The organism is Mycobacterium sp. (assembly GCF_039583785.1).
In the GTDB taxonomy this organism is placed as follows: domain Bacteria; phylum Actinomycetota; class Actinomycetes; order Mycobacteriales; family Mycobacteriaceae; genus Mycobacterium.
The window spans coordinates 140233-166062 of record NZ_JAVKSG010000001.1 but is presented as its reverse complement, the minus strand read 5'-3'; the positions used below and the strand labels follow the sequence as shown (position 1 = coordinate 166062).

Genomic DNA, 25830 nt, shown 5'->3' with positions numbered 1-25830 from the left:
ACAACCTAGAGACGCTACCGTCTGGCGCTGCGGCGCTGGTTACAAGCTCATTCCGGCTTGGCGCTGCGCCCCAGCAGCGCGATCACCGCCTGATCCACCGACAACCCCTTGTGGCAGACCCGGTGGACGGCGTCGGTCAGCGGCATCTCGACGTCGTAACTCGAGGCCAGCGCCAGCACCGACTCGCACGACGTCACCCCTTCGACGACGTGGCCGTCGCGCGCCAGCATCGCCGACTCCAGCGATTCGCCGCGGCCCAGGCTTTCGCCGAAGGAACGGTTGCGCGACTGGGGCGAGGTGCAGGTGGCGACCAGGTCGCCCACCCCGGCCAGCCCGGCCATCGTCGTGGCCTTGGCGCCGACCGCGATGCCGAGCCGCATGATCTCGGCCAGGCCGCGGGTGATGATCGCCGCCGCGGTGTTCTCCCCCAGGCCGAGACCGGCCGCCATGCCGCAGGCCAGCGCGATCACGTTCTTGCAGGCGCCGCCGATCTCGGTGCCGATGACGTCGGCGTTGGTGTAGGGCCGGAAGTATCCGGCTTTCAGCATGCGCTGCAGGGCAACCGCACGACCGGAGTCGGTACAGGCGATGACGGTGGCGGCGGGCTGCCCGGCGGAGATCTCGCTGGCCAGGTTCGGCCCGGAGATCACCGCGACCTGCGACGGGTCGACACCGGTCACGTCGACGATGACCTGGCTCATCCGCATCAGCGTGCCCAGTTCGATGCCCTTGGCCGTGCTGACCATGCTGGCACCGGAGGTGACCAGGCCCGCCCATTGCTCGAGGTTGGTCCGCAGCGTCTGCGCGGGCACGGCCAACAGCACGGTGGCCACCCCGGTCAGCGCTTCATTCGCGTCCGCGGTCGCAGTGATGCCGGTAGGTAGCTCCACTCCCGGCAGGTAGGCGGCGTTGTGCCGGCTGGAGTTGATCTCGGCGGCGACGTCGGGACGCCGCGCCCACAACCTGACGTCACCGCCGGCGTCGGCGAGTAACTTGGCCAGCGCCGTGCCCCACGCACCGGACCCCATTACCGCTACCGCTGTGATCGTGGGCATGCGCGTCGGTCTCCGTCTCGTCGGTGTGCTCTGGCTCCCGGCGCTTCACCGTAGCCCAGCGACGATGCAGGCCGGCACGGCCTGAGGAGGAGCTGGGCCATCCGAACCAGCCCAGCGACGATGCAGGCCGGCACGGCCTGAGGAGGAGCTGGGCCATCCGAACCAGCCCAGCGACGATGCAGGCCGGCACGGCCTGAGGAGGCCGGGCCATCGGCACTGGCAGGATGGTGCGGTGAGCCGCGGCCGAACCGACGCTGACATCGGCGTGATCGTCGCCGTCAAGCGTCTGACTGCCGCCAAGACCAGACTCGCGCCGATGTTCGCCGCGCCCGTCCGGGAAAACATCGTGCTGGGAATGCTGGTCGACACTCTCACCGCGGCGGCGAGGGTGAGCTCCGTGCGCCTGATCACCGTCGTGACACCCGACGATGTCGCGGCCGCTGCGGCGGTTGAGCTCGGTGCCGCAGTCATCGCCGACCCGACGCCGGCCGGCCACCCGGATCCGTTGAACAACGCGATCGCCGCCGCCGAACAGGTGGTGTCCGAGTCAGTATCGAATATTGTTGTCCTGCAAGGGGATCTGCCCGCTTTACAGGCCCAGGAGCTCGACGACGCCATTACCGCGGCACGTTTGCACTCGCGCAGTTTCGTCGCCGACCGGCTCGGCACGGGCACCGCGGCGCTGTGTGCATTCGACACCCCGCTCGATCCCCGGTTCGGGTTGAATTCCGCTGAGCGACACAAGAATTCGGGCGCAGTCGAACTCATCGGCAGGTGGCCGGGATTGCGCTGCGACATCGACACACCCGACGATCTCGCGGTCGCGCGCGGCCTGGGAATCGGACCGAAGACTATGAGTGCGATCGAAGGTCTGTCGCACCAAGCCGGGTAACGATGGGACAACGGCTGCTCAACGGCCACCGACAACCGCCGCCGGCCCAACATCACGCTGCGCGCATCCGACAGCCTTGAGCGCCCTGTTCCGGGCACTGCGCCGACCGTAGAGCCGCGCACAGAACGACGTCAGAACCTCCACCATGTCGCGCACCAAATCATCGGTGACCTCACCAGAATCGAGCACCACCAGCCGCCGGCCATGCGCCGACAGCGCGGCCTCGACCAGTTCGGTGTTCATCCGCCCCAACCGGTCCCGATGCTCAACCACCACAGCGGTGACCTTCGGATCCGCTAACAGCCGCCGCACCTTGGACCGTGAGCCGTTCACCCCCGACCCAACCTCGGCCTCCACCCGCACCACCTGGCCACCGGCCTGCGCAGCCCAACGTGAAAGGCGAGCGACCTGCCGATCCAGCTCCGACTTCTGATCATGCGAGGACACCCGTGCATACAACCCAAACGCAGCAGTCAAAGCCCCCGGCAGAACATCCGGTGACACCAGCACCGAGCGGGAGTTCACCCGAACGGCCGGCACCGGCAACGTGCCGTCCCGAAACCAGCGATACGCCGTCTGAGGATGAACACCCTGCGACCGAGCCCACTGCGTCAGATTCACCCAACCAGCGTACTCATTAGAACGTCCGTACACTCACTATTATCCACTAAATCGCCCCCAACGGTTTCACACCCCGTCACCGATGGGGAATGATCGCAAGGGTGACCGACATCGAAGCCCCGGACGCAGGCGTCGCCGCCGGATCGTCCGCATGGTCTGCCGCCGACTCCGCGCCGGGCGCGCCGCCTGCCACCACCGCTGCCGCAGTCGAGAATCCGCTTCCCGAAGACCGCTACCTCAACCGGGAATTGAGCTGGCTGGACTTCAACGCGCGCGTCCTCGCGCTCGCCGAAGACACGTCGCTGCCCTTGTTAGACCGCGCGAAATTCCTGGCGATATTTGCCTCCAACCTCGACGAGTTCTACATGGTTCGCGTTGCCGGGCTGAAGCGACGCGACGAGATGGGGCTGTCGGTGCGCTCCGCTGACGGGCTGACTCCACGTGAGCAACTCCGCCGAATCGGCGAGCAGACCCAGAAGATCGCCACCCGGCACGCGGAAGTTTTCCTGAATTTGGTGGAGCCGGGCCTGGCCGCAGCAGGTATCCGCATCCTCACCTGGGCCGATCTCGACCACTCGGAGCGCGACCGGCTGTCGACCTACTTCACCGAGCAGGTCTTCCCGGTTCTGACTCCGCTGGCCGTTGACCCCGCTCACCCCTTCCCGTTTGTCAGTGGTTTGAGCTTGAACCTCGCCGTGACGGTGAAGCAGCCCGACGACGGCGGTCAGCATTTCGCCCGGGTCAAGGTGCCCGACAACGTCGATCGTTTCGTCGAACTCGACGACCGACCTGGCGCCGCTGATTCAGTCGAAACGAAAGAAGTCCGCTTCTTGCCGATGGAGGAGCTGATCGCGGTATTCCTCACCAAGCTGTTCCCGGGCATGGAAATTGTTGAGCACCATGCATTCCGGGTGACCCGTAACGCCGACTACGAGGTCGACGAGGACCGCGACGAAGACCTGCTGCAGGCGTTGGAGCGCGAGCTGGCCCGCCGCAGGTTCGGATCGCCGGTGCGCCTCGAGGTGGCCGACGACATGACCGAGCACATGCTCGAACTGCTGCTGCGGGAGCTCGACGTGCATCCCGGCGATGTGATCCAGGTGCCCGGGCTGCTTGATCTCTCGTCGCTCTGGCAGATCTACGGAGTTGACCGCCCGGCGTTGAAGGATGCTGCGTTCGTCCCGGCGACCAGTCCCGCATTCGCCGACCGGGAAACGCCGAAGAGCATTTTCGCGACCCTGCGCGAAGGTGACGTGCTGGTGCACCACCCCTATGACTCGTTCTCGACGAGCACGCAGCGCTTCATCGAACTGGCCGCCACCGACCCGAACGTACTCGCGATCAAGCAGACGTTGTATCGCACCTCCGGTGACTCGCCGATCGTCCGGGCGCTGATCGAAGCCGCCGCAGCGGGAAAACAAGTCGTGGCACTGGTGGAGATCAAGGCCCGGTTCGACGAGCAAGCCAACATCAAGTGGGCCCGTGCGCTGGAGCAGGCGGGTGTCCACGTGGCCTATGGACTCGTCGGTTTGAAAACACACTGCAAGACATGCCTCGTCGTGCGGCGCGAAGGCTCGACGATTCGGCGTTACTGCCACATCGGAACCGGCAATTACAACGGCAAAACGGCTAGGCTGTATGAGGATGTCGGCCTGCTGACCGCCGATCCCGACATCGGCGCCGACCTGACCGATCTGTTCAACACCTTGACCGGTTACTCACGCAAGGTTTCCTATCGCAACCTCCTGGTCGCACCGCACGGACTTCGCAGCGGCATCATCGAACGCGTCAACCGGGAGATCGCCGCGCACGAGCAAACCGGGCACGGGCACATCCGGCTGAAGATGAACTCTCTTGTCGACGAGCAAGTCATCGATGCGCTCTACCGCGGGTCGCAGGCCGGCGTCCGCGTCGAAGTCGTGGTGCGCGGCATTTGCGCGCTGCGTCCGGGCGTGCCGGGCTTCTCCGAAAACATCACTGTGCGCTCGATTCTGGGACAGTATCTGGAGCATTCGCGGATCTTCAATTTCGGTGCGATCGATGAATTCTGGATGGGCAGCGCCGACATGATGCACCGCAACCTGGACCGCCGCGTCGAGGTCCTGGTTCAGGTGAACGATCCCAGGCTGACCGCTCAGCTCAACGACATCCTCGACTCGGCCCTCGACCCCGCAACGCGCTGCTGGGAATTGGGACCGGAAGGCCAGTGGAAGGCGTTGCCACGGGCCGGCCACTCGGTTCGCGACCACCAGGTTGCGCAGATGGAAAAACACCGGAGTAACTGACTGACACGTAGCCTTTAGACTTCTGGCCGCGGATCCCCGGAGCTCAAATTGACCTGCAGGAGTTCAGGTGTCGACACAACCCTCGTGGAGTCGCTCGGCGAGCAAGATCGTTCTCGCTGCGGGCGGCGTGCTCTGGCGACCCGATCACCGTGAGTCCGCCGAAGAGGTTGCGGTTATCCACCGTCCGCGATACGACGACTGGTCGCTGCCCAAAGGCAAAGTCGACCCCGGCGAAACAGAGCCGGTGACCGCCGTGCGCGAGATCTTCGAAGAGACCGGACACCACGTTCAGCTGGGTCGCCGGATCGCCACGGTGAGTTATCCCATCGAGCCGCGCACGAAGAAGGTGCAGTACTGGTCGGCACGCAGCATCGGTGGCAGCTTCGCCCCCAACCACGAAGTGGACGATCTCATCTGGCTGCCGGCCGCCGCCGCGATCAAGAAAGTGTCGTATCCATACGACCGAAAGGTATTGCGGCGCTGGGCTAAACAGTCAGCTGACACAAAATCTGTCTTGATCGTGCGTCATGGCACCGCGGGCAGCAAGTCCCGATTCTCCGGCGACGACAAACTGCGGCCGCTGGACAAAAAGGGCCGAGCACAGGCGGAGGCGCTCGTCGCGCAGCTGTCGACCTTTTGCCCCACCGATGTCTATTCAGCGGATCGAGTGCGGTGTCATCAAACGGTGCAGCCGTTGGCTGAAGAGCTGGGCGTCACCATCAGCAACGAGCCGAGCCTGACCGAAGAGGCATACGCCGACAATCCCAAACGCGCCCGGCGACGTGTTCTGCAGATCGCCGAGTCAGACCCCGCGCCGGTGATTTGCACGCAAGGCAAGGTGATTCCGGACCTGATCGCGTGGTGGTGCGAGCGCGACGGCGTGCGCCCGGACAAGTCGCGTAACCGCAAGGGCAGCACGTGGGTGCTCTCGTTGGCGGGCGGGCGGCTGATCGCTGCCGATCACATCGGTAGCGCGCTGGCCGCCAACGTAGTGGCCTGACACGCAAATTCGCCGCGGGCGGCCCGTGAGAGCCGGTGCCACGGCGAATCTGCGTTTGCTGCGGCTAGTGCTCAGCGACGACCACGACGTGCTGCGGCCTTCTTGGCCGGAGCTTTGGTGACCTTCTTGGCCGGTGCCCGCTTCGTCACCGCTTTCTTGGCGGGAGCCTTCTTTGCGACGGTAGTCCGCTTGGTCGCTGCCTTCTTGGCGGGAGCCTTCTTTGCGGCGGTAGTCCGCTTGGTCGCTGCCTTCTTGGCGGGAGCCTTCGTCACAACCGCCTTCTTGGCCGGGGCCTTCTTCACGACCTTCTTCACAGCCGCCTTCTTGGCCGGGGCCTTCTTGGCCACCCTCTTGGCCCCACCGCTTGCGACAACACCTCGCTTCACTGCAGGTCCTTCCGCCGGGAGACGTTGCGAGCCAGAAACAACCGCTTTGAATTGTGCGCCGGGCCGGAAGGCCGGCACGGAGGTTGGCTTCACCTTCACCGTCTCGCCAGTGCGGGGGTTACGGGCTACGCGGGCCGCGCGGCGCCGCTGCTCGAAAACACCGAACCCAGTAATGGTGACACTGTCGCCCTTGTGCACGGCGCGCACAATCGTGTCGACGACATTCTCGACGGCGGCGGTTGCGTGCCGACGGTCTGAGCCCAATTTCTCTGTGAGTACATCGATGAGCTCTGCTTTGTTCATGCAAATCCTCCGAAGCTAGTGGCCCTCGTTTGGGCCGACTAGCAGACACGGTAAACCCTAAGGTGCCTGATTTCCAAGAGCCACGCGCAATTTCAATGGTTCCTGGCGAACTTTTTGGAATCCGCTTGCCGCCCTTGGGAGGTGGCGCGGTAGCCGAATACGGCACTGGGGCGCCGCAAATTCGGGCTCGATCGAGCCGTCAGGAAGCGGGCAAAGTCTTCGGCTTCCAGTCCGGGCGGGCCGCCTCGAAGGCTGCAATCTGATCGCGTTTCCGCAGCGTAAGAGCTATGTCGTCGAGTCCCTCGAGTAGACGCCATGCGGTGTAATCGTCAATCGTGAACGGCACCACCACCGTTCCCGCCGACACATTCCGATCTTGAAGACTTACAGTGATTTCCAGCCCGGGGCTGCCCTCGATCAGCTTCCAAAGAAGTTCCACGTCATCCTGCGCAACTTCGGCCGCTAACAGACCGGCCTTCCCGGCATTACCCCGAAAAATGTCGCCGAACCGGGACGAGATCACCACCCGGAAGCCGTAGTCCATAAGCGCCCACACCGCGTGCTCGCGGGAGGAGCCGGTGCCGAAATCCGGTCCGGCCACCAGTACTGAACCTCTGTCGAATGGGCTGAGATTGAGCACGAAAGACGGATCGTTGCGCCATGCCGCGAACAGGCCATCCTCGAAACCTGTTCGGGTTACCCGCTTCAAATACACCGCGGGAATGATCTGATCGGTGTCGACATTGGACCGCCGCAGCGGCACTCCGATACCGGTGTGGGTGTGAAATGCGTCCATGTTGTTGACCCCCGTCGTCAGTTCAAGTCGTCCGGCGCGGACAGCTTTCCGCGCACCGCCGTCGCGGCGGCAACCGCCGGCGACACCAGGTGCGTGCGGCTGCCCTTGCCCTGGCGGCCTTCGAAATTCCGGTTCGACGTTGCCGCGCAGCGCTCCCCCGGTGCGAGCTGGTCGGGGTTCATGCCCAGACACATCGAGCAGCCGGCCTGCCGCCACTCGGCGCCCGCGGCGACGAAGATCTGGCCCAGGCCTTCACTTTCGGCCTCCGCACGAACCCGCATCGACCCAGGCACTATCAGCATCCGCACGCCGTCGGCCACTTTCCGGCCGCGCAGGATGTCGGCCACCGCACGCAGATCCTCGATGCGGCCGTTGGTGCACGAACCGACAAACACCGTGTCCACGGCGACCTCGCGCATTGGGAGCCCGGGCCGAAGGTCCATGTACGCCAGCGCTTTCTCGGCCGCCTGTCGCTCGTGGTCGTCGGTCATCAACTCCGGATCGGGGACCGCGGCGCCCAGCGGCACACCCTGTCCCGGGTTGGTCCCCCACGTCACAAACGGGGTCAACGACGCGGCGTCCAGATAGACCTCGGTGTCGAACTCGGCGCCCTCGTCGGTCCGCAGTTGATCCCAATAGGCCTGAGCCGCATCCCACCGCGCACCCGTCGGGGCGTGCGGGCGGCCCCGCAGGAACTCGTAAGTCGTGGCATCCGGTGCCACCATTCCCGCCCGCGCCCCGGCTTCGATGCTCATGTTGCAGATCGTCATCCGAGCTTCCATCGACAGGGATTCGATGGCACTGCCGCGGTATTCGATGACGTGGCCCTGACCGCCACCGGTACCGATCTTGGCGATGACGGCCAGGATGACGTCTTTGGCGGTCACGCCGGCCGGCAGTTGTCCGTCGACGTTGACAGCCATCGTCTTGAACGGCCGCAGCGGAAGCGTCTGGGTCGCCAGCACGTGTTCGACCTCGGAAGTGCCGATGCCCATTGCGATTGCGCCGAATGCACCGTGCGTCGAGGTGTGGCTGTCACCGCACACGACGGTCATGCCCGGCTGGGTCAGGCCCAGTTGTGGGCCGACGACGTGGACGATGCCCTGCTCGATGTCACCCATCGGGTAGAGCCGAATCCCGAATTCGTCGCAGTTGCGGCGCAGCGTCTCCACCTGATTGCGCGAGACGGGATCGGCGATCGGTTTGTCGATGTCGATGGTCGGAACGTTGTGGTCTTCGGTCGCCAGCGTCAGATCCGGGCGGTGCACCGGCCGGCCTTCGAGTCGCAGGCCGTCGAAGGCCTGCGGACTGGTCACCTCGTGCACCAGGTGCAGATCGATGTAGATCAGGTCGGGTTCGGCGCCGGCGCCCGACGCCACCACGTGGTCGTCCCACACCTTCTCCGCCAGCGTGCGCGGACGCCCGGCAGTGTCGCGGGCAGAAGTTTTCGTCACGAGCTCATCCCAATTCGTTGCTCCCACTATGCGAGACGTTAATATCTCTTTGTGAGACAGGATAGCGGCATCGGTGTTCTCGACAAAGCCGTGGGGGTACTGCGGACCGTCGCGGAATCACCCTGTGGGCTGGCCGAATTGTGCGATCGCACCGGACTGCCCCGGGCCACCGCGCATCGGTTGGCCGCGGGCCTGGAAGTTCACCGTTTGCTCGCGCGCGACGGTGAGGGGCGCTGGCGACTGGGTCCCGCGGTCAGCGAACTCGCGGCTCGGGTCAACGATCCGTTGCTGGCAGCCAGCGCGGCGGTGCTGCCACGGTTGCGTGAGATCACCGGCGAGAGTGTGCAGTTGTACCGTCGCGAAGGCACCTCGCGAATTTGCATCGCAGCGATGGAACCGCCTGCGGGCCTCCGGGATACCGTCCTGGTCGGCGCGCGCCTGCCGATGACGGCCGGTTCCGGCGCCAAGGTGCTGTTGGCCTTCGGCGATGACGCGACCCGAGCGGCGGTGCTACCCGACGCGAAGTTCGGCGACCGCGCGCTGGCCGAAGTGCGGCGACGGGGTTGGGCGCAGAGCGCAGCCGAACGCGAGCCCGGCGTGGCGAGCGTGTCTGCGCCGGTGCGCGATTCTCACGGCTCGGTGATCGCCGCGATCTCGGTGTCGGGCCCCATCGATCGCATGGGTCGCCGACCGGGCGCGCGCTGGGCCGCCGATCTGCTCGAGGCCGCCGACGCACTGACCCGGCGGTTAGGACACTCGAATCCGTGACCTGAGACACTGTCGCCATGGGAACCAACCAGCGCGCGCAGATCGTCCTGTCCGAGACGGAGATCACCGACTTCGTCACCAATAGCCGTACCGGCACGCTGGCCACCATCGGTTCGGACGGACAGCCTCACCTGACCGCGATGTGGTACGGAGTGGTCGACGGCGAGATCTGGCTGGAGACCAAAGAGAAGTCGCAGAAGGCCGTCAACCTCAAACGCGATCCCCGGGTGAGCTTCATGATCGAGGACGGCGACACCTACGACACCCTGCGCGGGGTGTCTTTCGAAGGAGTCGCCGAGATCGTCGACGACCCAGACGTCATCTTCCGCGTCGGCGTCAGCGTGTGGGAGCGCTACACCGGGCCCTACACCGACGAGATGAAACCCGCGGTCGACATGATGATGAACAAGCGGGTCGCGGTGCGCATCGTCGCTCAGCGCACGCGCTCCTGGGATCACCGCAAGCTCGGCATTCCGGCCATGCCGGTGGGCGGTTCAACCGCCCCAGCCGCCGGCTAGAGCTGCTGGCTTGAAGGATGAGTAGCCCCGATGGGATTCGAACCCACGCTACCGCCGTGAGAGGGCGGCGTCCTAGGCCGCTAGACGACGGGGCCGGAACCGATACCGAGCCGCTAGCATAGCTCACCGCCGAACGCCCACCTAATCGCTAGGCGGTGCAACGACGTTGGAGGAGCGCTGGCAAAACTCTGCTGGGGTACCAGGACTCGAACCTAGAATGGCTGAACCAGAATCAGCTGTGTTGCCAATTACACCATACCCCATTGGCTGCCTAAAACTGCTGGTCAGAGGCTTGCCTGTAGACCCTCGGTAGTCGTACGGGCACTGCTGCCAGCCGTGATGGGCCGTCGAGCAGACTACCAAACAAACTCCTCACCTCTCACCAACGCCCGACTCCCCGCCGCAGCTGCGTCTGAACAGTTCGGACCACCGATGGCGCGGCCGGGTCCGCACAGATCCGGACCGATTGGCGCGGTTGCGAATTCTACTTCTGCACCACAGGATTCGACAGCGTCCCGATTCCCGAGATGGTGATGTCGACGATGTCGCCGGCCACGATCGGCCCCACCCCGGCGGGTGTGCCGGTCAGGATCAGATCGCCGGGCAGCAACGTCATCACCCCGGAGATCCATTCCACGATCGCACCGATGTCGTGGATCATCAGCGAGGTCCGACTGTCCTGCTTGACCTGGCCGTTGACCGTGGTGCGCAACTCCAGATCGGCAGGGTCGACCTCGGTCTCGATCCACGGCCCGACCGGGCAGAACGTGTCGTGACTCTTGGCCCGGGTCCACTGACCGTCGGACTTCTGCTGATCCCGGGCGGAGACGTCGTTGGCGATCGTGTAGCCGAGGATGCTCTGGCCCGCCCGGTCGGCCGTGACGTCCTTGCACGGCCGACTGATGACGGCCGCCAGCTCGCCTTCGAAGTGCACCGGCGATGCGCCTGCCGGCAACCGAATCGGCACGTTGGGTCCGATGATCGCGGTGTTGGGCTTGAGGAAGATCACCGGGTCGGCGGGCGCCGGCCCGGTGGAGCCGCCCATCTCGGCGATGTGGTCGGCGTAGTTCTTGCCGATGCAGACCACCTTGCTGGCCAGGATCGGGGCGAGCAGCCGCACGTCGGCCAGGGGCCAGCAACGACCCGTGAAAGTTGGCGTGCCGAACGGGTGCTCGGCGATCTCGCGGACGGTCATGTCGTCGGACTCGCCCTCGATGGAGACGAACGCGACACCGTCGGGACTGGCAATTCGGCCAAGGCGCATTCGGTCTAGCCTAGTCCGCTGACGATGCGCGCCGGCACGGCGGACTGAGCAGGCGGACCAGCGGCCTCGTTGCCACTTAGACCCCCGCAGCCAACTCGCTGTGCGAGCATGGATCGATGCCAACGGACCCGACCGGCACGGTCGGAATCAGTGCAGGCCGACGCTGGGCAATCGTCGTCATCTCGCTGCTGGTGACCGCGAGCGCGTTCATCTTCATCAACGGCGTCGCTTTTCTGATTCCGGCTCTGAAAGAAGATCTCGGGACCCCGCTTGAAGAGGCCGGGTTGCTGTCGTCGATGCCGAGTTTCGGCATGGTCGCGACGCTGATCCTGTGGGGCTATCTGCTCGACCGAGTCGGCGAACGGGTCGTGCTGACGATCGGCTCAGCGCTGACAGCAGGTGCCGCCTACGCCGCAACCACCGTGCACACCATGGTCGCGTTTGCGGCGTGGCTGTTCGTCGGCGGAATGGCGGCCGCCAGCTGCAACTCCGCGGGCGGCAGGCTGGTCTCCGGATGGTTTCCGCCCGAACAACGAGGTTTGGCGATGGGTGTGCGGCAGACCGCGCAGCCACTGGGAATTGCTTTGGGCGCGTTGGTGATTCCCGAATTCGCCGAGGCCAGTCAATCGGCCACGCATGCTCTGATTTTTCCCGCCATTCTGTGCGCGGTCTCGGCGGTGCTCAGCATCGTGGCCATCAGCGATCCACCACGCAAAGAATGGGAAGAAGCTTCCGAGGAGGAACTCGCCAATCCCTACCGCCGATCGTGGGTGCTGCGACGCATTCACGCGGTCTCGGCATTGCTGATGGTGCCCCAGACGGTCACCGTGACCTTCATGCTGATCTGGCTGATCGCGAACTACCGATGCTCGGTCGCCTTGGCAGCAGGCCTCGTCACGGTGTCGCAGGTGCTCGGCGCGGTGGGACGCGTGCTGGTCGGCCGGTGGTCGGACCGGGTCGGGTCGCGATTGCGTCCGGTCCGCGTCATGTCGGTCGCGGGTGCGCTGGTGCTGGCCGGCCTGGCATTCGCCGATCACCTGCGCTCCTCGATTGCGGTGCCGTTGATGATCGCAGCGTCGGTGGTGGCTGTGGTCGACAACGGGTTGGAGTCGACGGCGATCACCGAGTACGCGGGCCCGTTCTGGAGTGGACGCTCGCTGGGCCTGCAGAACACCTATCAGCGATTGATGGCGGCCGGCGCGCCACCGTTGTTCGGTGGGCTGATCGCCTCACACGGCTACCCGCCGGCATTCGTTGTCAGCGCACTGTTTCCGCTTTTGGCGGCGCCCATCGTGCCGACCAGGACGTTGCCGCCCGGCCTGGAGACTAGAGCGCGGACGCGATCCTTTCGCCGACTTCGGCGGTGGATAGCTTTTCGCGCGGGCGACTGGCCAAATGGTAAGCCACGGCCCGGTCCACTCGCGCGGCGGCAGCGTCTTCGCCGACGTGGGAAAGCAGCAGCGCCACCGACATAACCGCAGCGGTCGGGTCGGCGATCCCCTGGCCGGCGATGTCGGGCGCGCTGCCGTGCACCGGCTCGAACATCGACGGGTTGGTCCGGGTGGCGTCGATGTTGCCGCTGGCCGCCAATCCGATTCCGCCACACACCGCGGCGGCCAGGTCGGTGATGATATCGCCGAACAGGTTGTCGGTGACGATCACATCGAAGCGGCCGGGGTCGGTGACCAGATGGATGGTGGCGGCGTCGACGTGCTGATAAGCCACCTCGACAGTTGGATAATTTTGCCCGACCTCGTCCACGGTCCGCGACCACAGCGAGCCAGCGAAGGTCAGCACGTTGGTCTTGTGCACCAACGTCACATGCTTACGGCGCTGCTGGGCGCGGGCGAAGGCGTCTTCGACCACACGGCGGATCCCGAACGCGGTGTTGGTGCTCACCTCGGTCGCCACCTCGTGGAGCGTGCCGACTCGGATCGCGCCGCCGGTCCCGGTGTAAGGACCCTCGGTACCCTCGCGGACCACCACGAAGTCGATGTCCGGATCGCCCACCAGCGGGCTGGTCACACCCGGATACAGCCGGCTGGGACGCAGGTTGACGTGGTGGTCGAGCTCAAATCGCAGCCGTAGCAACAGGCCTCGCTCCAGCACCCCGCTGGGTACCGACGGGTCACCGATGGCGCCCAGCAGGATGGCGTCGTGCTCGCGCAGTTCGGCGACCGCCGTATCGGGCAGCAGTTCGCCGGTGGCGTGAAATCGCTTGGCGCCCAAGTCGTAATGCGTCTTCTCCACACCGGGTAGTACCGCGTCGAGAATCTTGACCGCTTCGGCGATCACCTCAGGCCCGATCCCGTCACCCGGAATAACGGCCAGTTTCACGACAGGTCAACCACTTCGAGCTTGTTGGCCGAAACGGCGGACCTGATCTCGGTGCGCACATCGGCGGGGACGTCGCGGTCGAGCCGCAGCAGGATCGTCGCGCCCGGGCCCTCGGCGTCCTCGGACAGTTGGGCGGCCTGGATGTTGACCCCCGCGGTGCCCAGCAGTGTGCCGATCTTGCCCAGTGCCCCAGGCTGATCGCCGTAGTTGATGACAAGGTAGATACCGTGTGCGCGCAGGTCGAAGTTGCGGCCGTTGATCTGCACGATCTTCTCGACCTGCTGCGGGCCGGACAATGCGCCCGCCACGTTGACCACCGAACCGTCGGCGGCCACCGCACGCACGTCGACGACGCTGCGGTGGTTGGGGCTTTCGGTGGCGGTGCTGATGTCGGCGGCAACCCCGCGCTCCTCGGCGATCGCCGGGGCGTTGACGAACGTCACCTGGTCCTCGATGACCGCCGTGAACAGGCCGCGCAACGCCGAAAGGCGAAGCACCTCAACGTCTTCACCGGCCAATTCACCGCGAACCTGCACCGACAGCGACGCCGGCAGTTCCTCGGTGAGCGCACCGGCCAGCAGGCCGAGCTTGCGCACCAGGTCGAGCCACGGCGACACTTCTTCGCTGACCGTTCCGCCACCGACGTTGACGGCGTCGGGGACGAACTCCCCCGCCAGCGCGAGCTTGACGCTGGCGGCGACGTCGGTGCCGGCGCGGTCCTGGGCCTCTTCGGTCGATGCGCCCAGGTGCGGCGTCACCACGACCTGCGACAGCTCGAACAGCGGGCTGTCAGTGCACGGTTCCTTGGAGTACACGTCGAGGCCGGCGGCGCGCACGTGTCCGCTGGAGATGGCGTCGGCCAGCGCGGCCTCGTCGACCAGACCACCGCGGGCGGCGTTGACGATGATGACGCCGGGCTTGGTCTTCGCCAACGCATCCTTGTCGATCAGGCCTGCCGTCTCGGGTGTTTTCGGCAGGTGCACCGAGATGAAGTCGGCGCGGCCGAGCAGTTCGTCGAGCGAGAGCAACTCGATGCCGAGTTGCGCCGCACGGGCCGCCGACACGTAGGGGTCGTAGGCCACGATGTGGGCCTCGAAAGCGGCCAGCCGCTGCGCGACCAATTGGCCGATGCGGCCCAGTCCGACCACCCCGACGGTCTTGCCGAAGATCTCGGTGCCCGAGAACGACGAGCGCTTCCAGGCGTGCTCGCGCAGCGTGGCGTCGGCCGCGGGAATCTGGCGGGCGGCCGACAGCAGCAGCGCCAACGCATGCTCGGCGGCGCTGTGGATGTTCGACGTCGGCGCGTTGACCACCAGCACACCGCGTTCGGTGGCGGCCTTGACATCCACGTTGTCCAGCCCGACCCCGGCGCGGGCGACGATCTTGAGTTTCGGCGCAGCATCGAGCACCCCGGCGTCGACGGTGGTCGCGGAGCGGACCAGCAGCGCGTCGGCTTCGGGCACCGCAGCCAGCAGCTTTGGCCGGTCCGGGCCGTCGACCCAGCGCACCTCGACCTGGTCGCCCAGGGCTTCGACGGTGGATTCGGCAAGTTTGTCAGCGATAAGAACTACAGGCAGGCTCACGCGGGCAAGCCTATGCGGCGATCGCAAGCGCGGCGCAGCCGGGCGTAGCGGGTCGTCGCCGTCGGCTTATGCGGCGATCGCAAGCGCGGCGCAGCCGGGCGTAGCGGGTCGTCGCCGTCGGCTTATGCGGGTTGTGGCGGATTGCACACCCTGGGTTGTCGGTACCCGGGTGAATCCTGTCGATAAGCACGACGACAGGAGAAACGCCCATGTGCTGGCAATGCGATCATCCTGAGGCCACTGTGCAGGAGTGGATGGAAAAGCTTCACCGGTTGGTGGAGAAGCTCGGCTGGATCGTCCAATTCGTGGAAGACCAACGCACGCCCTACGCCTACACGGTCGGCCTGCACAAGCGTGGGCTCCCCGAGCTCCTGGTGACTGGCCTGCCGCCGGGGGCGGCGAACTACATGCTCAGGAGCGTCGGCGAGTATCTGGTGAGCGGCGGAAAGCCGGTACCCGGTGAGCGGATTTTGATAGGCGACGAACTACTGCTCGACGTTGTCCAGGTGGAACATCCGGACGCGCACATGAACGTGGCGGTCGCGTTCTACGGCCCCGGGCTGCGGGCGCTGCAGTTGGTGTGGCCCGACGACCGGGGACACCGGCCCTGGTGCGCGGAATTCAGCAACGGTCCGGAGCGCCAGCCGGTACTCGGCGTTCGGGTTGCCCCACCGGATGAACGACATCGACGCTAGCGCGACGACACGCCGAAACTTGTCGCGCTAACGTCGATCTCGACGAAGCCGCAACCTTAGGCGGTCTCGGTGATCGGCCGGTCGACCCAGCTCATCAGGTCGCGCAGCTTCTTACCCGTGACCTCGATCGGGTGCTCGGCGTTTTCCTTGCGCAGCTGCTCGAGCTGCTTGTTGCCACCCTCGACATTGGCGACCAGCTTCTTGGTGAAGCTGCCGTCCTGGATGTCGCGCAGGATCGCGCGCATCCGCTCCTTGGTGTCGGCGTCGATCACCCGCGGGCCGGACAGGTAGCCACCGAACTCCGCGGTGTCGGATACCGAGTAGTTCATCCGGGCGATGCCGCCCTCGTACATCAGGTCGACGATTAGCTTGAGCTCGTGCAGCACCTCGAAGTAGGCCATCTCCGGCGGGTAGCCCGCCTCGACCATGACGTCGAAACCGGTCTTCACCAATTCCTCGGTGCCACCGCACAACACGGCCTGCTCACCGAACAGGTCGGTCTCGGTCTCATCCTTGAACGTGGTCTTGATGACGCCGGCACGGGTGCCACCGATGGCTTTGGCGTAGGACAGTGCCAGCGCCTCACCGTCGCCGTTCGGGTCCTGGTCGACGGCGATCAGCGCGGGCACGCCCTTGCCGTCGACGAACTGCCGGCGCACCAAGTGGCCCGGGCCTTTTGGCGCCACCATCGCGATGGTGACGTTGCCGGGCGGCTTGATCAGGTCGAAGTGGATGTTGAGTCCGTGACCGAAGAACAGCGCGTCGCCGTCCTTCAGGTTGGGCTCGACGTCGTGGGAGAAAATGTCGGCCTGCGCGGTGTCGGGCGCCAGCAGCATGATCACGTCGGCCCACTTGGCCACCTCGGCCGGGGTGTCGACAGTCAGGCCCTGCTCGGAGACCTTGGCCCGCGACTTCGAGCCCTCCTTCAAGCCGACCCGAACCTCGACGCCGGAGTCGCGCAGGCTCAGTGAGTGCGCGTGCCCCTGGCTGCCGTAGCCGATCACACCGACCTTGCGGCCCTGAATGATCGACAGGTCCGCATCGTCGTCGTAGAACATCTCCAAAGCCACCTGAATGTCTCCTTCTTTCTCGGCTTTTTGAAACTGGTTGGGTTATTTGGCGGTACCGATGGCGCGTGGCCCCCGGGACAGGGAAACCACACCCGATTGCACGATTTCGCGGATGCCGAACGGCTCGAGCACTTTCAGCAGCGCTTCCAGCTTGCCGCGGTCACCGGTGGCCTCGATAGTCAGCGATTCCGGCGACACGTCAATCACCTTGCCGCGAAACAGGTTCACCGCCTCGATCACCTGACTGCGGGTTCCGGCATCGGCACGGACTTTGATCAGCGCCAGCTCGCGCGACACCGAGCTGTTGTCGTCCTGCTCGATGATCTTGATGACGTTGATCAACTTGTTGAGCTGCTTGGTGATCTGCTCGAGCGGGGTGCTCTCGGCGGAGACCACAATGGTCATCCGCGACATGTCTTTCTGCTCGGTGGCACCGACAGCCAGCGACTCGATGTTGAACCCGCGCCGGGAGAACAGCGCTGCGACGCGCGCCAGCACACCGGGCTTGTCTTCGACCAACACCGACAGGGTGTGCGTCCTCGTCGATCCGGAGGTCATCAGGCGTGCCCCTCGACGCCGTCGTCGAACAGCGGGCGGATACCGCGGGCGGCCTGGATCTCGTCGTTGGAGGTCCCGGCCGCCACCATCGGCCACACCTGAGCGTCGGCGCCGACGATGAAGTCGATCACCACCGGGCGGTCGTTGATCGCCCGCGCCTGGTTGATCACGTCAACGACATCTTCTGCACGCTCGCAACGCAATCCGACGCACCCCAGCGCCTCGGCCAGCTTGACGAAGTCGGGGATCCGGCGAGAGTGGGTGGCCAGGTCGGTCTGCGAGTACCGCTCCTCGTAGAACAGGGTCTGCCACTGGCGCACCATCCCGAGGTTGCCGTTGTTGATCAACGCAACCTTGATCGGTGCGCCTTCTATCGCACAGGTGGCCAGCTCCTGGTTGGTCATCTGGAAGCAGCCGTCGCCGTCGATCGCCCACACCTCGGCGTCGGGTCGGGCCATCTTGGCGCCCATGGCTGCCGGGATGGCGAAACCCATAGTGCCCAAACCGCCGGAGTTGAGCCAGGTTCGCGGCTTCTCGTAGGAGATGAACTGCGCAGCCCACATCTGATGCTGACCAACGCCGGCGACGTACACCGCATCGGGACCGGCGATCGCGCCCAGCTTTTCGATCACGTACTCCGGGCTCAGGCTGCCGTCACTTTGCGGCCCGTAGCTCAACGGGTAGGTGGCTTTCACCTCGTCGAGATAGGTCCACCAGTCAGCGATGTCAGCGATTTCGGCCGTGCCCTTGTCTCGATGGCGGCGCAGTGCCCCGATCAACTCGGTGATGACGGCTTTGACGTCACCGACGATCGGTACATCGGCATGGCGGTTCTTGCCGATCTCGGCGGGGTCGATGTCGGCGTGAATGACCTTGGCCTCTGGGGCGAACGAGTCGAGTTGCCCGGTGACCCGGTCGTCGAAACGGGTGCCCAGCGCGATCAGCAGGTCGCTGCGCTGCAGCCCGGCCACCGCTGAGACGGTGCCGTGCATACCCGGCATGCCCAGATGCTGGCGGTGGCTGTCCGGGAAGGCGCCGCGCGCCATCAGCGTGGTGACCACCGGGATGCCGGTCAGCTCGGCCAGTTCGCCCAATTGTTCACATGCCTCGCCCCGGATCACCCCGCCGCCGACGTAGAGCACCGGCTTGCGGGCGGCGGCGATCAGCTTGGCGGCCTCATTGATCTGACGGTTGTGCGGCTTGGTGTTCGGCTTGTAGCCGGGCAGGTCCATCCGCGGCGGCCAGCTGAAGGTGCACTGGCTTTGCAGCACATCCTTCGGGATGTCGACCAGCACCGCGCCCGGCCGACCGCTGGCGGCGATGTGGAAGGCCTCAGCCAGCACCCGGGGGATCTCGTCGCCGTCGCGAACCAGGAAGTTGTGCTTGGTGATCGGCATCGTGATGCCGGAGATGTCGGCCTCCTGGAAGGCGTCCGTCCCGATCAACGACCGTCCGACCTGGCCGGTCACCGCGACCACCGGAATGGAGTCCATCTGCGCGTCGGCCAGCGGAGTCACCAGGTTGGTGGCACCGGGGCCGGAGGTGGCCATCATCACACCGACCTTTCCGGTGGCGTGGGCGTAGCCGCTGGCCGCGTGGCCGGCGCCCTGCTCGTGGCGAACCAGCACGTGGCGCAGCTTCTTCGAGTCGAACAGCGGGTCGTAAACCGGAAGCACGGCACCGCCGGGGATACCGAAGATAACCTCGACGTCGAGCTCCTCCAACGACCGGATTACCGACTGCGCACCCGTAAGTTGTTCCGGTGCAACATGTTTCGGCCGAACCGTCGGCGGCTTGGCAGCAGGCTTCGCCGCGTCGGAGGCGATACGGGCCACATCCTGCGACGCAGACTTCGGGGCCGGCATGTTCGGCTCGGAGTGCGATCTGGTAGGTGCGCTCACGGTGTCCTTCTTGTCCTCGGTTGCCCTGGAAAGTTGTAGGTGATCGTTTCGTTGACGCCACGTCGACGGTGGGCAACAAAAAACCCCCGTCAGCTCAGCAGCTGCACGAGGGTTGCGCGTTGATGGACTCGATCAGTCAGGCACCAACGCGCATGTGGATTACTACGAGCTCTCCAAATGTGTTCATCGCCCCATGACGGTAGCTGCCGTACTGGTCAACCGTCAAATGCCGGTGGCCGCCGAGGTCTCGGACCGGCCCGGTGCCATGATGCTTAGATGGCCACCGATTCAGCGGAGGATGCCCACGCCACCTCGCCGGTGGTGCTCAATATCTCGCCGATAGCCCACTTCGCGGTGGGATTCTTCGCCCTCGGACTGCTGGTGCCGGTGCTCACCTGGCCGGTAGCAGCTCCGCTGCTGAGCATCCCGGTGCTGTTGTCGGCGTTGATCGTTCGGCTCCGCACGCGGGCCGACGACACCGGCGTGACCGTGCGCACGCTGCTGGGCAGCCGGTCGGTGCGCTGGGAGGACATCGAAGGCCTGCGATTCAGCAGAGGCTCATGGGGTCGCGCTCAACTGAAAGACGGCCACCAGTTGCGACTGCCCGCGGTCACCTTTGCCACCTTGCCGCAGCTGACTCAGGCCAGTGCCGGCCGAGTGCCCAATCCGTACGCGGATTAACCCACCGGGTTGGTGCCGGTGAGCAAAATCCAGAGCCCAACCCCCGCGCCGATGCCGAGCACCAGGGCGGCAAACGAACCGATGAACGGTCGCCGCGCCCAGCCGCGGCCGGCATCGAAGCCGTAGCGACCCGGACCCACGAGGATGACGGCGGCGGCCATCACGATCAGCGAGATCTCGTACTCGTGGCCGTTCGGCAGGAAGTACGGGAACGACCGGTGACCGTGCTGGGTGGACATGCCCGCGAGCATGCTGTTGGTCAGGTAGGCCAGCGCGCCCGCAGCGGCAATCGGAGTGAACAGGCCGAGTACCAGCAGCACACCGGCGGCAATCTCGCCGCCCACGGCGCCGTAGGTGAGGATGTCGGCATGCTGATAGCCGACCTCGGACAGCGCGTTCTTGAAGCCGGTCAGGCCTTCTCCACCCCACCAGCCGAACAACTTCTGTAGCCCGTGGGCAAGGAAAACGGCGCCGAGGCCGACCCGCAAAATCAACAGGCCGAGATGTTGCGTACCGCGGCGGCCGGCAGCGCGTACCCGCTGATCGTCGAAGTGTTCGTGCTGGTCCATCCCTGCCGGCGCGAACACCGAGTGCCGGCCGGTGGGCTGCGGCTGGTACGGCAAAGGCTCGTGGCCGCCGAGCACCCCGGCTCCGCTGCTCGACGAGCGGACGCTGCCGGAATCGGCGGCGTCGTAGTGCGGAATCTGGGTCGTCTCGAAATCGCCTGCGTAGGTATCTGATGGCAGGTCGTCTTCGGGGTCGACCAGCTGCGCGGCGGTCCGCCGCTCAGCAGTTGGCAGAGCGGATGAGTCCCCTCGTTGCCAATGTGCGTCTTTCGATTGACTGGTCACTCGTGCAAGGGTAAAGGCAAATTCCTGCGAATCGGGGATTTGAGCGGGGCATTCGAGGTTGGGATTTGCGCACCACCTAGCGCGGCTGGGTGTTTGCGGGCAAATGACGGTGGCGGACGGTACCCGTCTCGGGCGCAGGCGCGGACATGTCCGTAATCTGGCAGCTATGCGGTTGTGGTGGTCGAGGCTGCGCGGTCTGTCTGCGCTCTGCTCGGCGATGCTCGTTCTGGCTGGTTGCGCCCAGTTCAACGATGTCCAGTCACAGCCGTTCACCACCGAACCCGAGCGGCATGGCGCGCCGAGCTCCTCGCCGCCTCCGCCGCCACCGCTGCCGGACAAGCCGTTCCCGAAGGAATGTCCCGCCCCCGGGGTGATGCAGGGCTGCCTGGAGAGCACCAGCGGCCTGCTCATGCGGCCCGACAGCAAATCTGCTCTGGTCGCCGAGCGAACCACTGGCGCGGTCAAGGAGGTGTCGGTCAGCGCCGAGCCCAAGGTGAAGGTCGTCCTTCCCGTCGACCCGACCGGCGATGGCGGATTGATGGACATCGCGCTCTCGCCGACGTATTCGCAGGACCGGCTGATGTACGCCTACGTCAGCACCCCGACCGACAACCGGGTCATCCGGGTCGCCGACGACGATACGCCCAAAGACATCCTGACCGGAATTCCCAAGGGCGCCAATGGCAATACCGGCGCGTTGATGTTCACCAGTCCCACCACGCTACTCGTGATGACCGGCGACGCAGGCAATCCGGCGCTGGCCAATGACCCCGCGTCGCTGGCGGGCAAGGTGATTCGCATCGAGCAGCCCACCACGGTCAACCAGGCCCCGCCGACCACAGCGCTCAGTGGCATCGGCGTCGGCGGTGGCATGTGCACCGACCCCATCGACGGCTCGCTCTTCATCGCCGACCGCACGCCCACATCTGACCGGCTGCAGCGAATCACCAAGGACTCCAAGGTTTCCACGGTGTGGAACTGGCCGGACCGCCCCGGGGTCGCCGGTTGTTCAGCGCTGGACGGCACCGTGCTGATCAACCTGGTCAACACCAAGCAGACGGTCGCGATCCACCTCGCGCAGGGCACAGGTGCCGTCACCGGTCAACCGGACGTCGTTCGCCAGGACGCCCACGGGCATGCATGGGCGCTGCGGATGTCGCCGGACGGCAACATCTGGGGCGACACGATCAACAGGACCAGCGGCGACGCCACGAAGTTCGATGACGTGGTGTTCCCGCTGTTCCCGCAGGGCGGCGGCTTCCCGCGGGCCAACGACGACAAGACCTAGCCCAGCCTCACCCCAGCGGGTGTGAATCTGACGACGCTTAATCGGCGTGTTTCGTCGCGCGATTCACAATCGGCGATGTGCGCTCGAGGCGGCGGCAGGTGTTCACCGGCAAGCGCACCCCGGTCGCTCATCAAGTGAGTACATCGATTGCCAAGCACGCCCGCTCTACGCGCCGGACCCGGCGCTATGCCTTGGGCTAACTCGTGGTCAGCCTGCCGACATTGTTGACGACATTCTGGCGAACCTGTTCTCAATCCTCGGCGGGCTGCCGGTCGGTCGCGCAACGACACCGCAGCTGTGAAATTAACATTTCATAAGCCTGGACTCTTATCCTACGTTTAGGTAAATTACTCCCTGTCAATTAGACATGGATGCAAGGAGCCTGCCATGCAACTCGCCACTCCCCCCTGGATCACCGCCGGTGTCGCCCTCGTAGGAGCGGGAAGCATAGCCGCCATCCCGGTCGCCCGGCCATTACCCGACCTGCTTGATCTCCAGTCCCGAGCCGTAAGGCTCACCTCCGGCGAAACCGATCTTCTTTCGGCGTGGGTGACCCAGTTCAACGACGCGTCCGCGAACGCCACGATCCTCGCCGACGACTTCGGCCTGGCCCCCGGCGTGGGGCTGCAGCAGGCCATCGTCAACCAGGTCGGCTTCCTGGATCAGGTGATTAACGACCCGTCGAGCCTCAGCACCGTCTTGACTGATTTCGGCAACAACCTGCAGAACGTGTTGTCGTCGGTGTTCCTGGTCGGCGCGAGCGACGCCACCATCAAGACGGTGGAGGCTCACACCCTCGATAGTCTCCACGGCGTCGCCGTCAGCCTTCTTCCCAGTGGCTTGCCGACGGCTGACCAGCCCGCGGCTGAGGCGATCATCCAGTTGTTGTCCTCACCGGCGAGCGCCATGTTCATCGGCGACGTGGGCCCGTTCATCAGCCCCTGGGTGGCGGGCCTCAACAGCATCGAGGCGATTGCGACCGATCTCCAAAGCGGTGACACGACGGCGGCAATGACAGCCCTGGTCGACGCGCCGGCTAACTTCGTCGGCGCCTTCTTCAACGGCGCCAGCCTCAACCTCGATGCGCTGGTGCCGCTGCTCAGCCAATTGAATCTTTTGCCGGCGGGCACCGAACTCACCGGGCTCAACTACGCGTTCGGCGGGCTGTTCAGCCCCGGCTCCGTGACGGCGGGCCCTTACGAGTTCTTCAACAGCAGCGGCACTGAAATTGGCCACTCGATACCCGCTGTCGGCGGCTCGATCTTCAACAGCCTCGGCCTTAACGTCGATTTAGGCACCACCCCGATCGATATTCCGGGCGAACCGGTCGGCCCGATCGCGTCGTTGGAGGGCTTCTCGCAGGCCATCGGGCAGCTGCTCGGCGACGGCTGGGACGGCAAGAAGCCCGTCCCGGTCCCCCCGCTGTCCACGCTGACGTACCCCACCCTGGACGCGTCGCCGGCCAGCGATGCCGCGAGCATCCTGACTGCCGACACGCTGCCTGCCGACGCGCTGCCCGCCGACGCGGTGACCTCGTTGAGCAGCATCCTGGGCGACCTGTCCGCGCTGCCGAACGACATCGGTAACATCCTGACCAGCCTCTTCTGAGTCCTGTCCAGACCTGCCCAGGCGACAACCAGGAGCGATCGGCTCCCGCAAAGGGAGCCGATCGCTCTGCACGACGGTTTAGGTGACGAGATGCCAGAGGACACAACGCCCGCCGTGCACACCCTGGTGGACCTCCTGCGGAGCAGAGCCGAACGCTACCGGGACAAGGTGGCGTTCAGCTTCTCCTACAACGGCGACGGCGAAGACAGTAGCCGGCTGACCTACCGCGAGCTGGACATCAAGGCCCGAGCAATCGCGTCTGAGCTGCAACAACAGGGCGCCGCGGGCCAGCGTGTCCTGGTGTTATGCGGCCCGGGTCTGGACCACGTCGCCGGCTTCTTCGGGTGTGTCTATGCGGGCGCCGTCGCGGTGCCGGTGCACCAACGCCTGGCTCCACGCCTCACGTCGGTGGTGCCCGATGCGCAAGCCGACTTCGCGCTCGCCACCTCCGAGACGCAAGCGAAAGTCCAGGCCGCGGTAGACGGTCTGGTCAATGGGCGACCCTTGCGGTGGGGCAACACGGACGAGGTGGTCGGGGACGCCGAAAGCTGGGTGCCCCCAGGCATCGACGAAAGCGCAACCGCCATGGTGCAGTACACCTCGGGCTCCACCCGCTCCCCGAAGGGTGTTGTGCTCAGCCACGGCAACCTGCTGCACAACTTGGCGGCCATCCATCAGGCGTGGCCCGGTGACGACCACGAAATCGCTATGCTGTGGCTGCCGCAGCATCACGACATGGGCCTCATCGGCGGCTGCCTCGCGATGGTGGACATCGGGTGCACCAGCGTGCTCATGTCGCCGACCGCCTTCATCCAGCGGCCCATGCGGTGGCTGGAAGCCATCTCCCGGCACCGCGCCACCATGACCGTCGCGCCGAACTTCGCCTACGACAAATGCGTCGAAACCAGCAATGCGGCGGAGCGCGCCGCACTCGACCTGTCCAGCCTGTCCACCGCTATGAGCGGTGCCGAGCCAGTGCATGCCGCAACATTGCACGCTTTCACCGAGGCCTTCGCACCCGCCGGTTTCCGGCCGGAAGCGTTTCTTCCGGTGTACGGGCTGGCGGAGACCACCCTGCTGGTGTCGGGAGGATCGGACTGCGTGCTGCCGGTGCTCGCCCACCTGGATCGCACCGCGCTCGGCGAGGACCGCATCGCCGACGCCGCGCCGGACGACGCCACCGCGGCGACGTTGGTGGGTTGCGGTCAACCCCGACAGCACGTTGTCATCGTCGATCCGGAGACCCACCGGCCCTGCGGGCCGGACGAGGTCGGTGAGATCTGGGTCGCCGGGGCCAGCGTTGCCCGGGGTTACTGGGGAAGGCCGGAAGAGACCGAGCAGACCTTCTCGGCGTTCCTGTCGACTACCGGCGAGGGCCCGTTCCTGCGTACCGGGGACCTGGGTTTCCTGCGCTGCGGCGAACTGTTCATCACCGGGCGCTGCAAGGACCTCCTCGTCATCGACGGCCACAACTACTACCCCAACGACATCGAGATGACCGTGCAGGGCTGCCATCCGGCGTTCCTGACGGGCCGTGGTGCGGTCTTCGCGCTCACACCGAGACCGGGTGCCACCGAACAGCTCGTTGTCGTGCAGGAGGTGGACCGCCATCGAATCGGTGAGGCCGAACTCACCGAGATGGTGAACGCCATCCAGACCGCGCTCACAGAACAGCATCGGATCCAGGCAGACTCCGTGATCCTGGTGGAGCCAAGGCGGATTCCCACGACGTCGAGCGGCAAGATCCAGCGCGGCCAGTGTCGGCAGCAGTTCCTCGACCGCGACCTTGAGACGCTGGCCGAACGGCATGAAGCGGCGCCGCCCGACGAAAACCTGGAGGCGGCGGCCAAGGTGGCCGGTCTCATCAAACTGGCGTGGTCATTGCAGCACCGGGCATCCGGCCAAATCTGACCGAT

At 65.6% G+C, this 25830-nt stretch carries 22 protein-coding genes, 2 tRNA genes and 1 pseudogene; 11 read left to right on the top strand and 14 right to left on the bottom strand.

The features are described from left to right. Window positions 1–47: 47 nt before the first annotated feature. Window positions 48–1055: an NAD(P)H-dependent glycerol-3-phosphate dehydrogenase gene (locus tag ABDV69_RS00840; protein ID WP_343571440.1), complete on the bottom strand. Its 1008-nt coding sequence runs from the start codon at window positions 1053–1055 to the stop codon at window positions 48–50. A 232-nt stretch (window positions 1056–1287) separates the two neighbouring features. Here ABDV69_RS00840 and cofC point away from each other — a divergent pair, with 232 nt between their 5' ends. Further along, window positions 1288–1947 (top strand): 2-phospho-L-lactate guanylyltransferase, encoded by a 660-nt coding sequence (cofC, locus tag ABDV69_RS00835; RefSeq protein ID WP_343571439.1) that lies wholly within the window; start codon window positions 1288–1290, stop codon window positions 1945–1947. A gap of 18 nt (window positions 1948–1965) precedes the next feature. Here the strand turns inward: cofC and ABDV69_RS00830 are convergent, their stop codons facing one another. Continuing rightward, window positions 1966–2568, bottom strand: a complete 603-nt coding sequence (locus ABDV69_RS00830; RefSeq protein WP_343571438.1) for an IS607 family transposase — start codon at window positions 2566–2568, stop codon at window positions 1966–1968. A gap of 89 nt (window positions 2569–2657) precedes the next feature. On the opposite strand from ABDV69_RS00830, the gene ABDV69_RS00825 reads away from it, so the two are divergent. Next, complete coding sequence (locus ABDV69_RS00825; protein WP_343571437.1) at window positions 2658–4853, top strand: RNA degradosome polyphosphate kinase; 2196 nt, start codon at window positions 2658–2660, stop codon at window positions 4851–4853. Between the two features lie 67 nt (window positions 4854–4920). Next, window positions 4921–5853 (top strand): bifunctional NUDIX hydrolase/histidine phosphatase family protein, encoded by a 933-nt coding sequence (locus tag ABDV69_RS00820; protein ID WP_343571435.1) that lies wholly within the window; start codon window positions 4921–4923, stop codon window positions 5851–5853. A 71-nt stretch (window positions 5854–5924) separates the two neighbouring features. Here the strand turns inward: ABDV69_RS00820 and ABDV69_RS00815 are convergent, their stop codons facing one another. The 3 genes from ABDV69_RS00815 to leuC all read right to left on the bottom strand — a co-directional run bounded on the left by ABDV69_RS00815 (window position 5925) and on the right by leuC (window position 8792). Then, window positions 5925–6542, bottom strand: a complete 618-nt coding sequence (locus ABDV69_RS00815) for an HU family DNA-binding protein (RefSeq protein WP_343571434.1) — start codon at window positions 6540–6542, stop codon at window positions 5925–5927. 199 nt (window positions 6543–6741) lie between these two features. Then, on the bottom strand, window positions 6742–7338 hold the full coding sequence (gene leuD, locus ABDV69_RS00810; RefSeq protein ID WP_343571433.1) for a 3-isopropylmalate dehydratase small subunit: 597 nt from the start codon (window positions 7336–7338) through the stop codon (window positions 6742–6744). A 17-nt stretch (window positions 7339–7355) separates the two neighbouring features. Further along, window positions 7356–8792 (bottom strand): 3-isopropylmalate dehydratase large subunit, encoded by a 1437-nt coding sequence (gene leuC, locus ABDV69_RS00805; protein ID WP_343571432.1) that lies wholly within the window; start codon window positions 8790–8792, stop codon window positions 7356–7358. Between the two features lie 51 nt (window positions 8793–8843). On the opposite strand from leuC, the gene ABDV69_RS00800 reads away from it, so the two are divergent. Together ABDV69_RS00800 and ABDV69_RS00795 are read left to right on the top strand one after the other, a co-directional pair. Next, window positions 8844–9560, top strand: a complete 717-nt coding sequence (locus ABDV69_RS00800; RefSeq protein ID WP_343571431.1) for an IclR family transcriptional regulator — start codon at window positions 8844–8846, stop codon at window positions 9558–9560. Between the two features lie 17 nt (window positions 9561–9577). Further along, a complete protein-coding gene (locus tag ABDV69_RS00795) occupies window positions 9578–10078 on the top strand; it encodes a PPOX class F420-dependent oxidoreductase (RefSeq protein WP_343571430.1) in 501 nt (166 codons plus the stop codon). 22 nt (window positions 10079–10100) lie between these two features. Here ABDV69_RS00795 and ABDV69_RS00790 read toward each other — a convergent pair. The 3 genes from ABDV69_RS00790 to ABDV69_RS00780 form a co-directional block, all read right to left on the bottom strand. Further along, window positions 10101–10173, bottom strand: a tRNA-Glu gene (locus tag ABDV69_RS00790). Window positions 10174–10269: 96 nt separating this feature from the next. Further along, window positions 10270–10341: transfer RNA gene (locus tag ABDV69_RS00785), tRNA-Gln, on the bottom strand. 221 nt (window positions 10342–10562) lie between these two features. Then, window positions 10563–11342 carry a fumarylacetoacetate hydrolase family protein gene (locus tag ABDV69_RS00780; RefSeq protein WP_343571429.1) on the bottom strand — a complete coding sequence of 260 codons (780 nt, stop codon included), beginning with the start codon at window positions 11340–11342 and terminating at the stop codon, window positions 10563–10565. 116 nt (window positions 11343–11458) lie between these two features. Here ABDV69_RS00780 and ABDV69_RS00775 point away from each other — a divergent pair. After that, window positions 11459–12535, top strand: a pseudogene (locus ABDV69_RS00775) (MFS transporter); the annotation flags it as partial. Window positions 12536–12668: 133 nt separating this feature from the next. On the opposite strand, the gene ABDV69_RS00770 reads toward ABDV69_RS00775, so the two are convergent. Together ABDV69_RS00770 and serA are read right to left on the bottom strand one after the other, a co-directional pair. After that, complete coding sequence (locus tag ABDV69_RS00770) at window positions 12669–13679, bottom strand: 3-isopropylmalate dehydrogenase (RefSeq protein WP_343571428.1); 1011 nt, start codon at window positions 13677–13679, stop codon at window positions 12669–12671. Continuing rightward, complete coding sequence (gene serA / locus ABDV69_RS00765; RefSeq protein ID WP_343571427.1) at window positions 13676–15262, bottom strand: phosphoglycerate dehydrogenase; 1587 nt, start codon at window positions 15260–15262, stop codon at window positions 13676–13678. The genes ABDV69_RS00770 and serA overlap by 4 nt, the downstream gene beginning before the upstream one ends. 254 nt (window positions 15263–15516) lie before the next feature. On the opposite strand from serA, the gene ABDV69_RS00760 reads away from it, so the two are divergent. Further along, entirely contained in the window at window positions 15517–15957 is a 441-nt protein-coding gene (locus tag ABDV69_RS00760; RefSeq protein WP_343571426.1) for a DUF4262 domain-containing protein, read from the top strand. A 56-nt stretch (window positions 15958–16013) separates the two neighbouring features. On the opposite strand, the gene ilvC is transcribed toward ABDV69_RS00760, so the two are convergent. From ilvC to ABDV69_RS00745, 3 genes are read right to left on the bottom strand one after another with little or no spacing between them, the layout of a single operon-like run. Continuing rightward, window positions 16014–17015: a ketol-acid reductoisomerase gene (ilvC, locus tag ABDV69_RS00755; protein ID WP_343571584.1), complete on the bottom strand. Its 1002-nt coding sequence runs from the start codon at window positions 17013–17015 to the stop codon at window positions 16014–16016. 54 nt (window positions 17016–17069) lie between these two features. Further along, window positions 17070–17585, bottom strand: a complete 516-nt coding sequence (gene ilvN, locus ABDV69_RS00750; protein ID WP_343571424.1) for an acetolactate synthase small subunit — start codon at window positions 17583–17585, stop codon at window positions 17070–17072. Further along, window positions 17585–19450: an acetolactate synthase large subunit gene (locus ABDV69_RS00745; RefSeq protein WP_343571583.1), complete on the bottom strand. Its 1866-nt coding sequence runs from the start codon at window positions 19448–19450 to the stop codon at window positions 17585–17587. The genes ilvN and ABDV69_RS00745 overlap by 1 nt, the downstream gene beginning before the upstream one ends. A gap of 312 nt (window positions 19451–19762) precedes the next feature. Here ABDV69_RS00745 and ABDV69_RS00740 point away from each other — a divergent pair, with 312 nt between their 5' ends. After that, window positions 19763–20167 (top strand): PH domain-containing protein, encoded by a 405-nt coding sequence (locus tag ABDV69_RS00740; RefSeq protein ID WP_343571422.1) that lies wholly within the window; start codon window positions 19763–19765, stop codon window positions 20165–20167. Here ABDV69_RS00740 and ABDV69_RS00735 read toward each other — a convergent pair. Beyond that, a complete protein-coding gene (locus ABDV69_RS00735; protein WP_343571582.1) occupies window positions 20164–20967 on the bottom strand; it encodes a DoxX family protein in 804 nt (267 codons plus the stop codon). The two genes, ABDV69_RS00740 and ABDV69_RS00735, sit on opposite strands and share 4 nt — an antisense overlap. A gap of 223 nt (window positions 20968–21190) precedes the next feature. Here ABDV69_RS00735 and ABDV69_RS00730 point away from each other — a divergent pair, with 223 nt between their 5' ends. The 3 genes from ABDV69_RS00730 (at window position 21191) to ABDV69_RS00720 (ending at window position 25825) form a co-directional block, all read left to right on the top strand. Beyond that, the gene (locus ABDV69_RS00730) at window positions 21191–22306 is read left to right on the top strand and encodes a PQQ-dependent sugar dehydrogenase (protein ID WP_343571581.1); all 1116 of its coding nucleotides are present in this window, start codon (window positions 21191–21193) and stop codon (window positions 22304–22306) included. A 387-nt stretch (window positions 22307–22693) separates the two neighbouring features. Then, the gene (gjpA, locus tag ABDV69_RS00725; protein WP_343571420.1) at window positions 22694–23914 is read left to right on the top strand and encodes an outer membrane porin GjpA; all 1221 of its coding nucleotides are present in this window, start codon (window positions 22694–22696) and stop codon (window positions 23912–23914) included. Window positions 23915–24004: 90 nt separating this feature from the next. After that, a complete protein-coding gene (locus ABDV69_RS00720) occupies window positions 24005–25825 on the top strand; it encodes a fatty acyl-AMP ligase (RefSeq protein WP_343571418.1) in 1821 nt (606 codons plus the stop codon). Window positions 25826–25830: the final 5 nt, after the last annotated feature.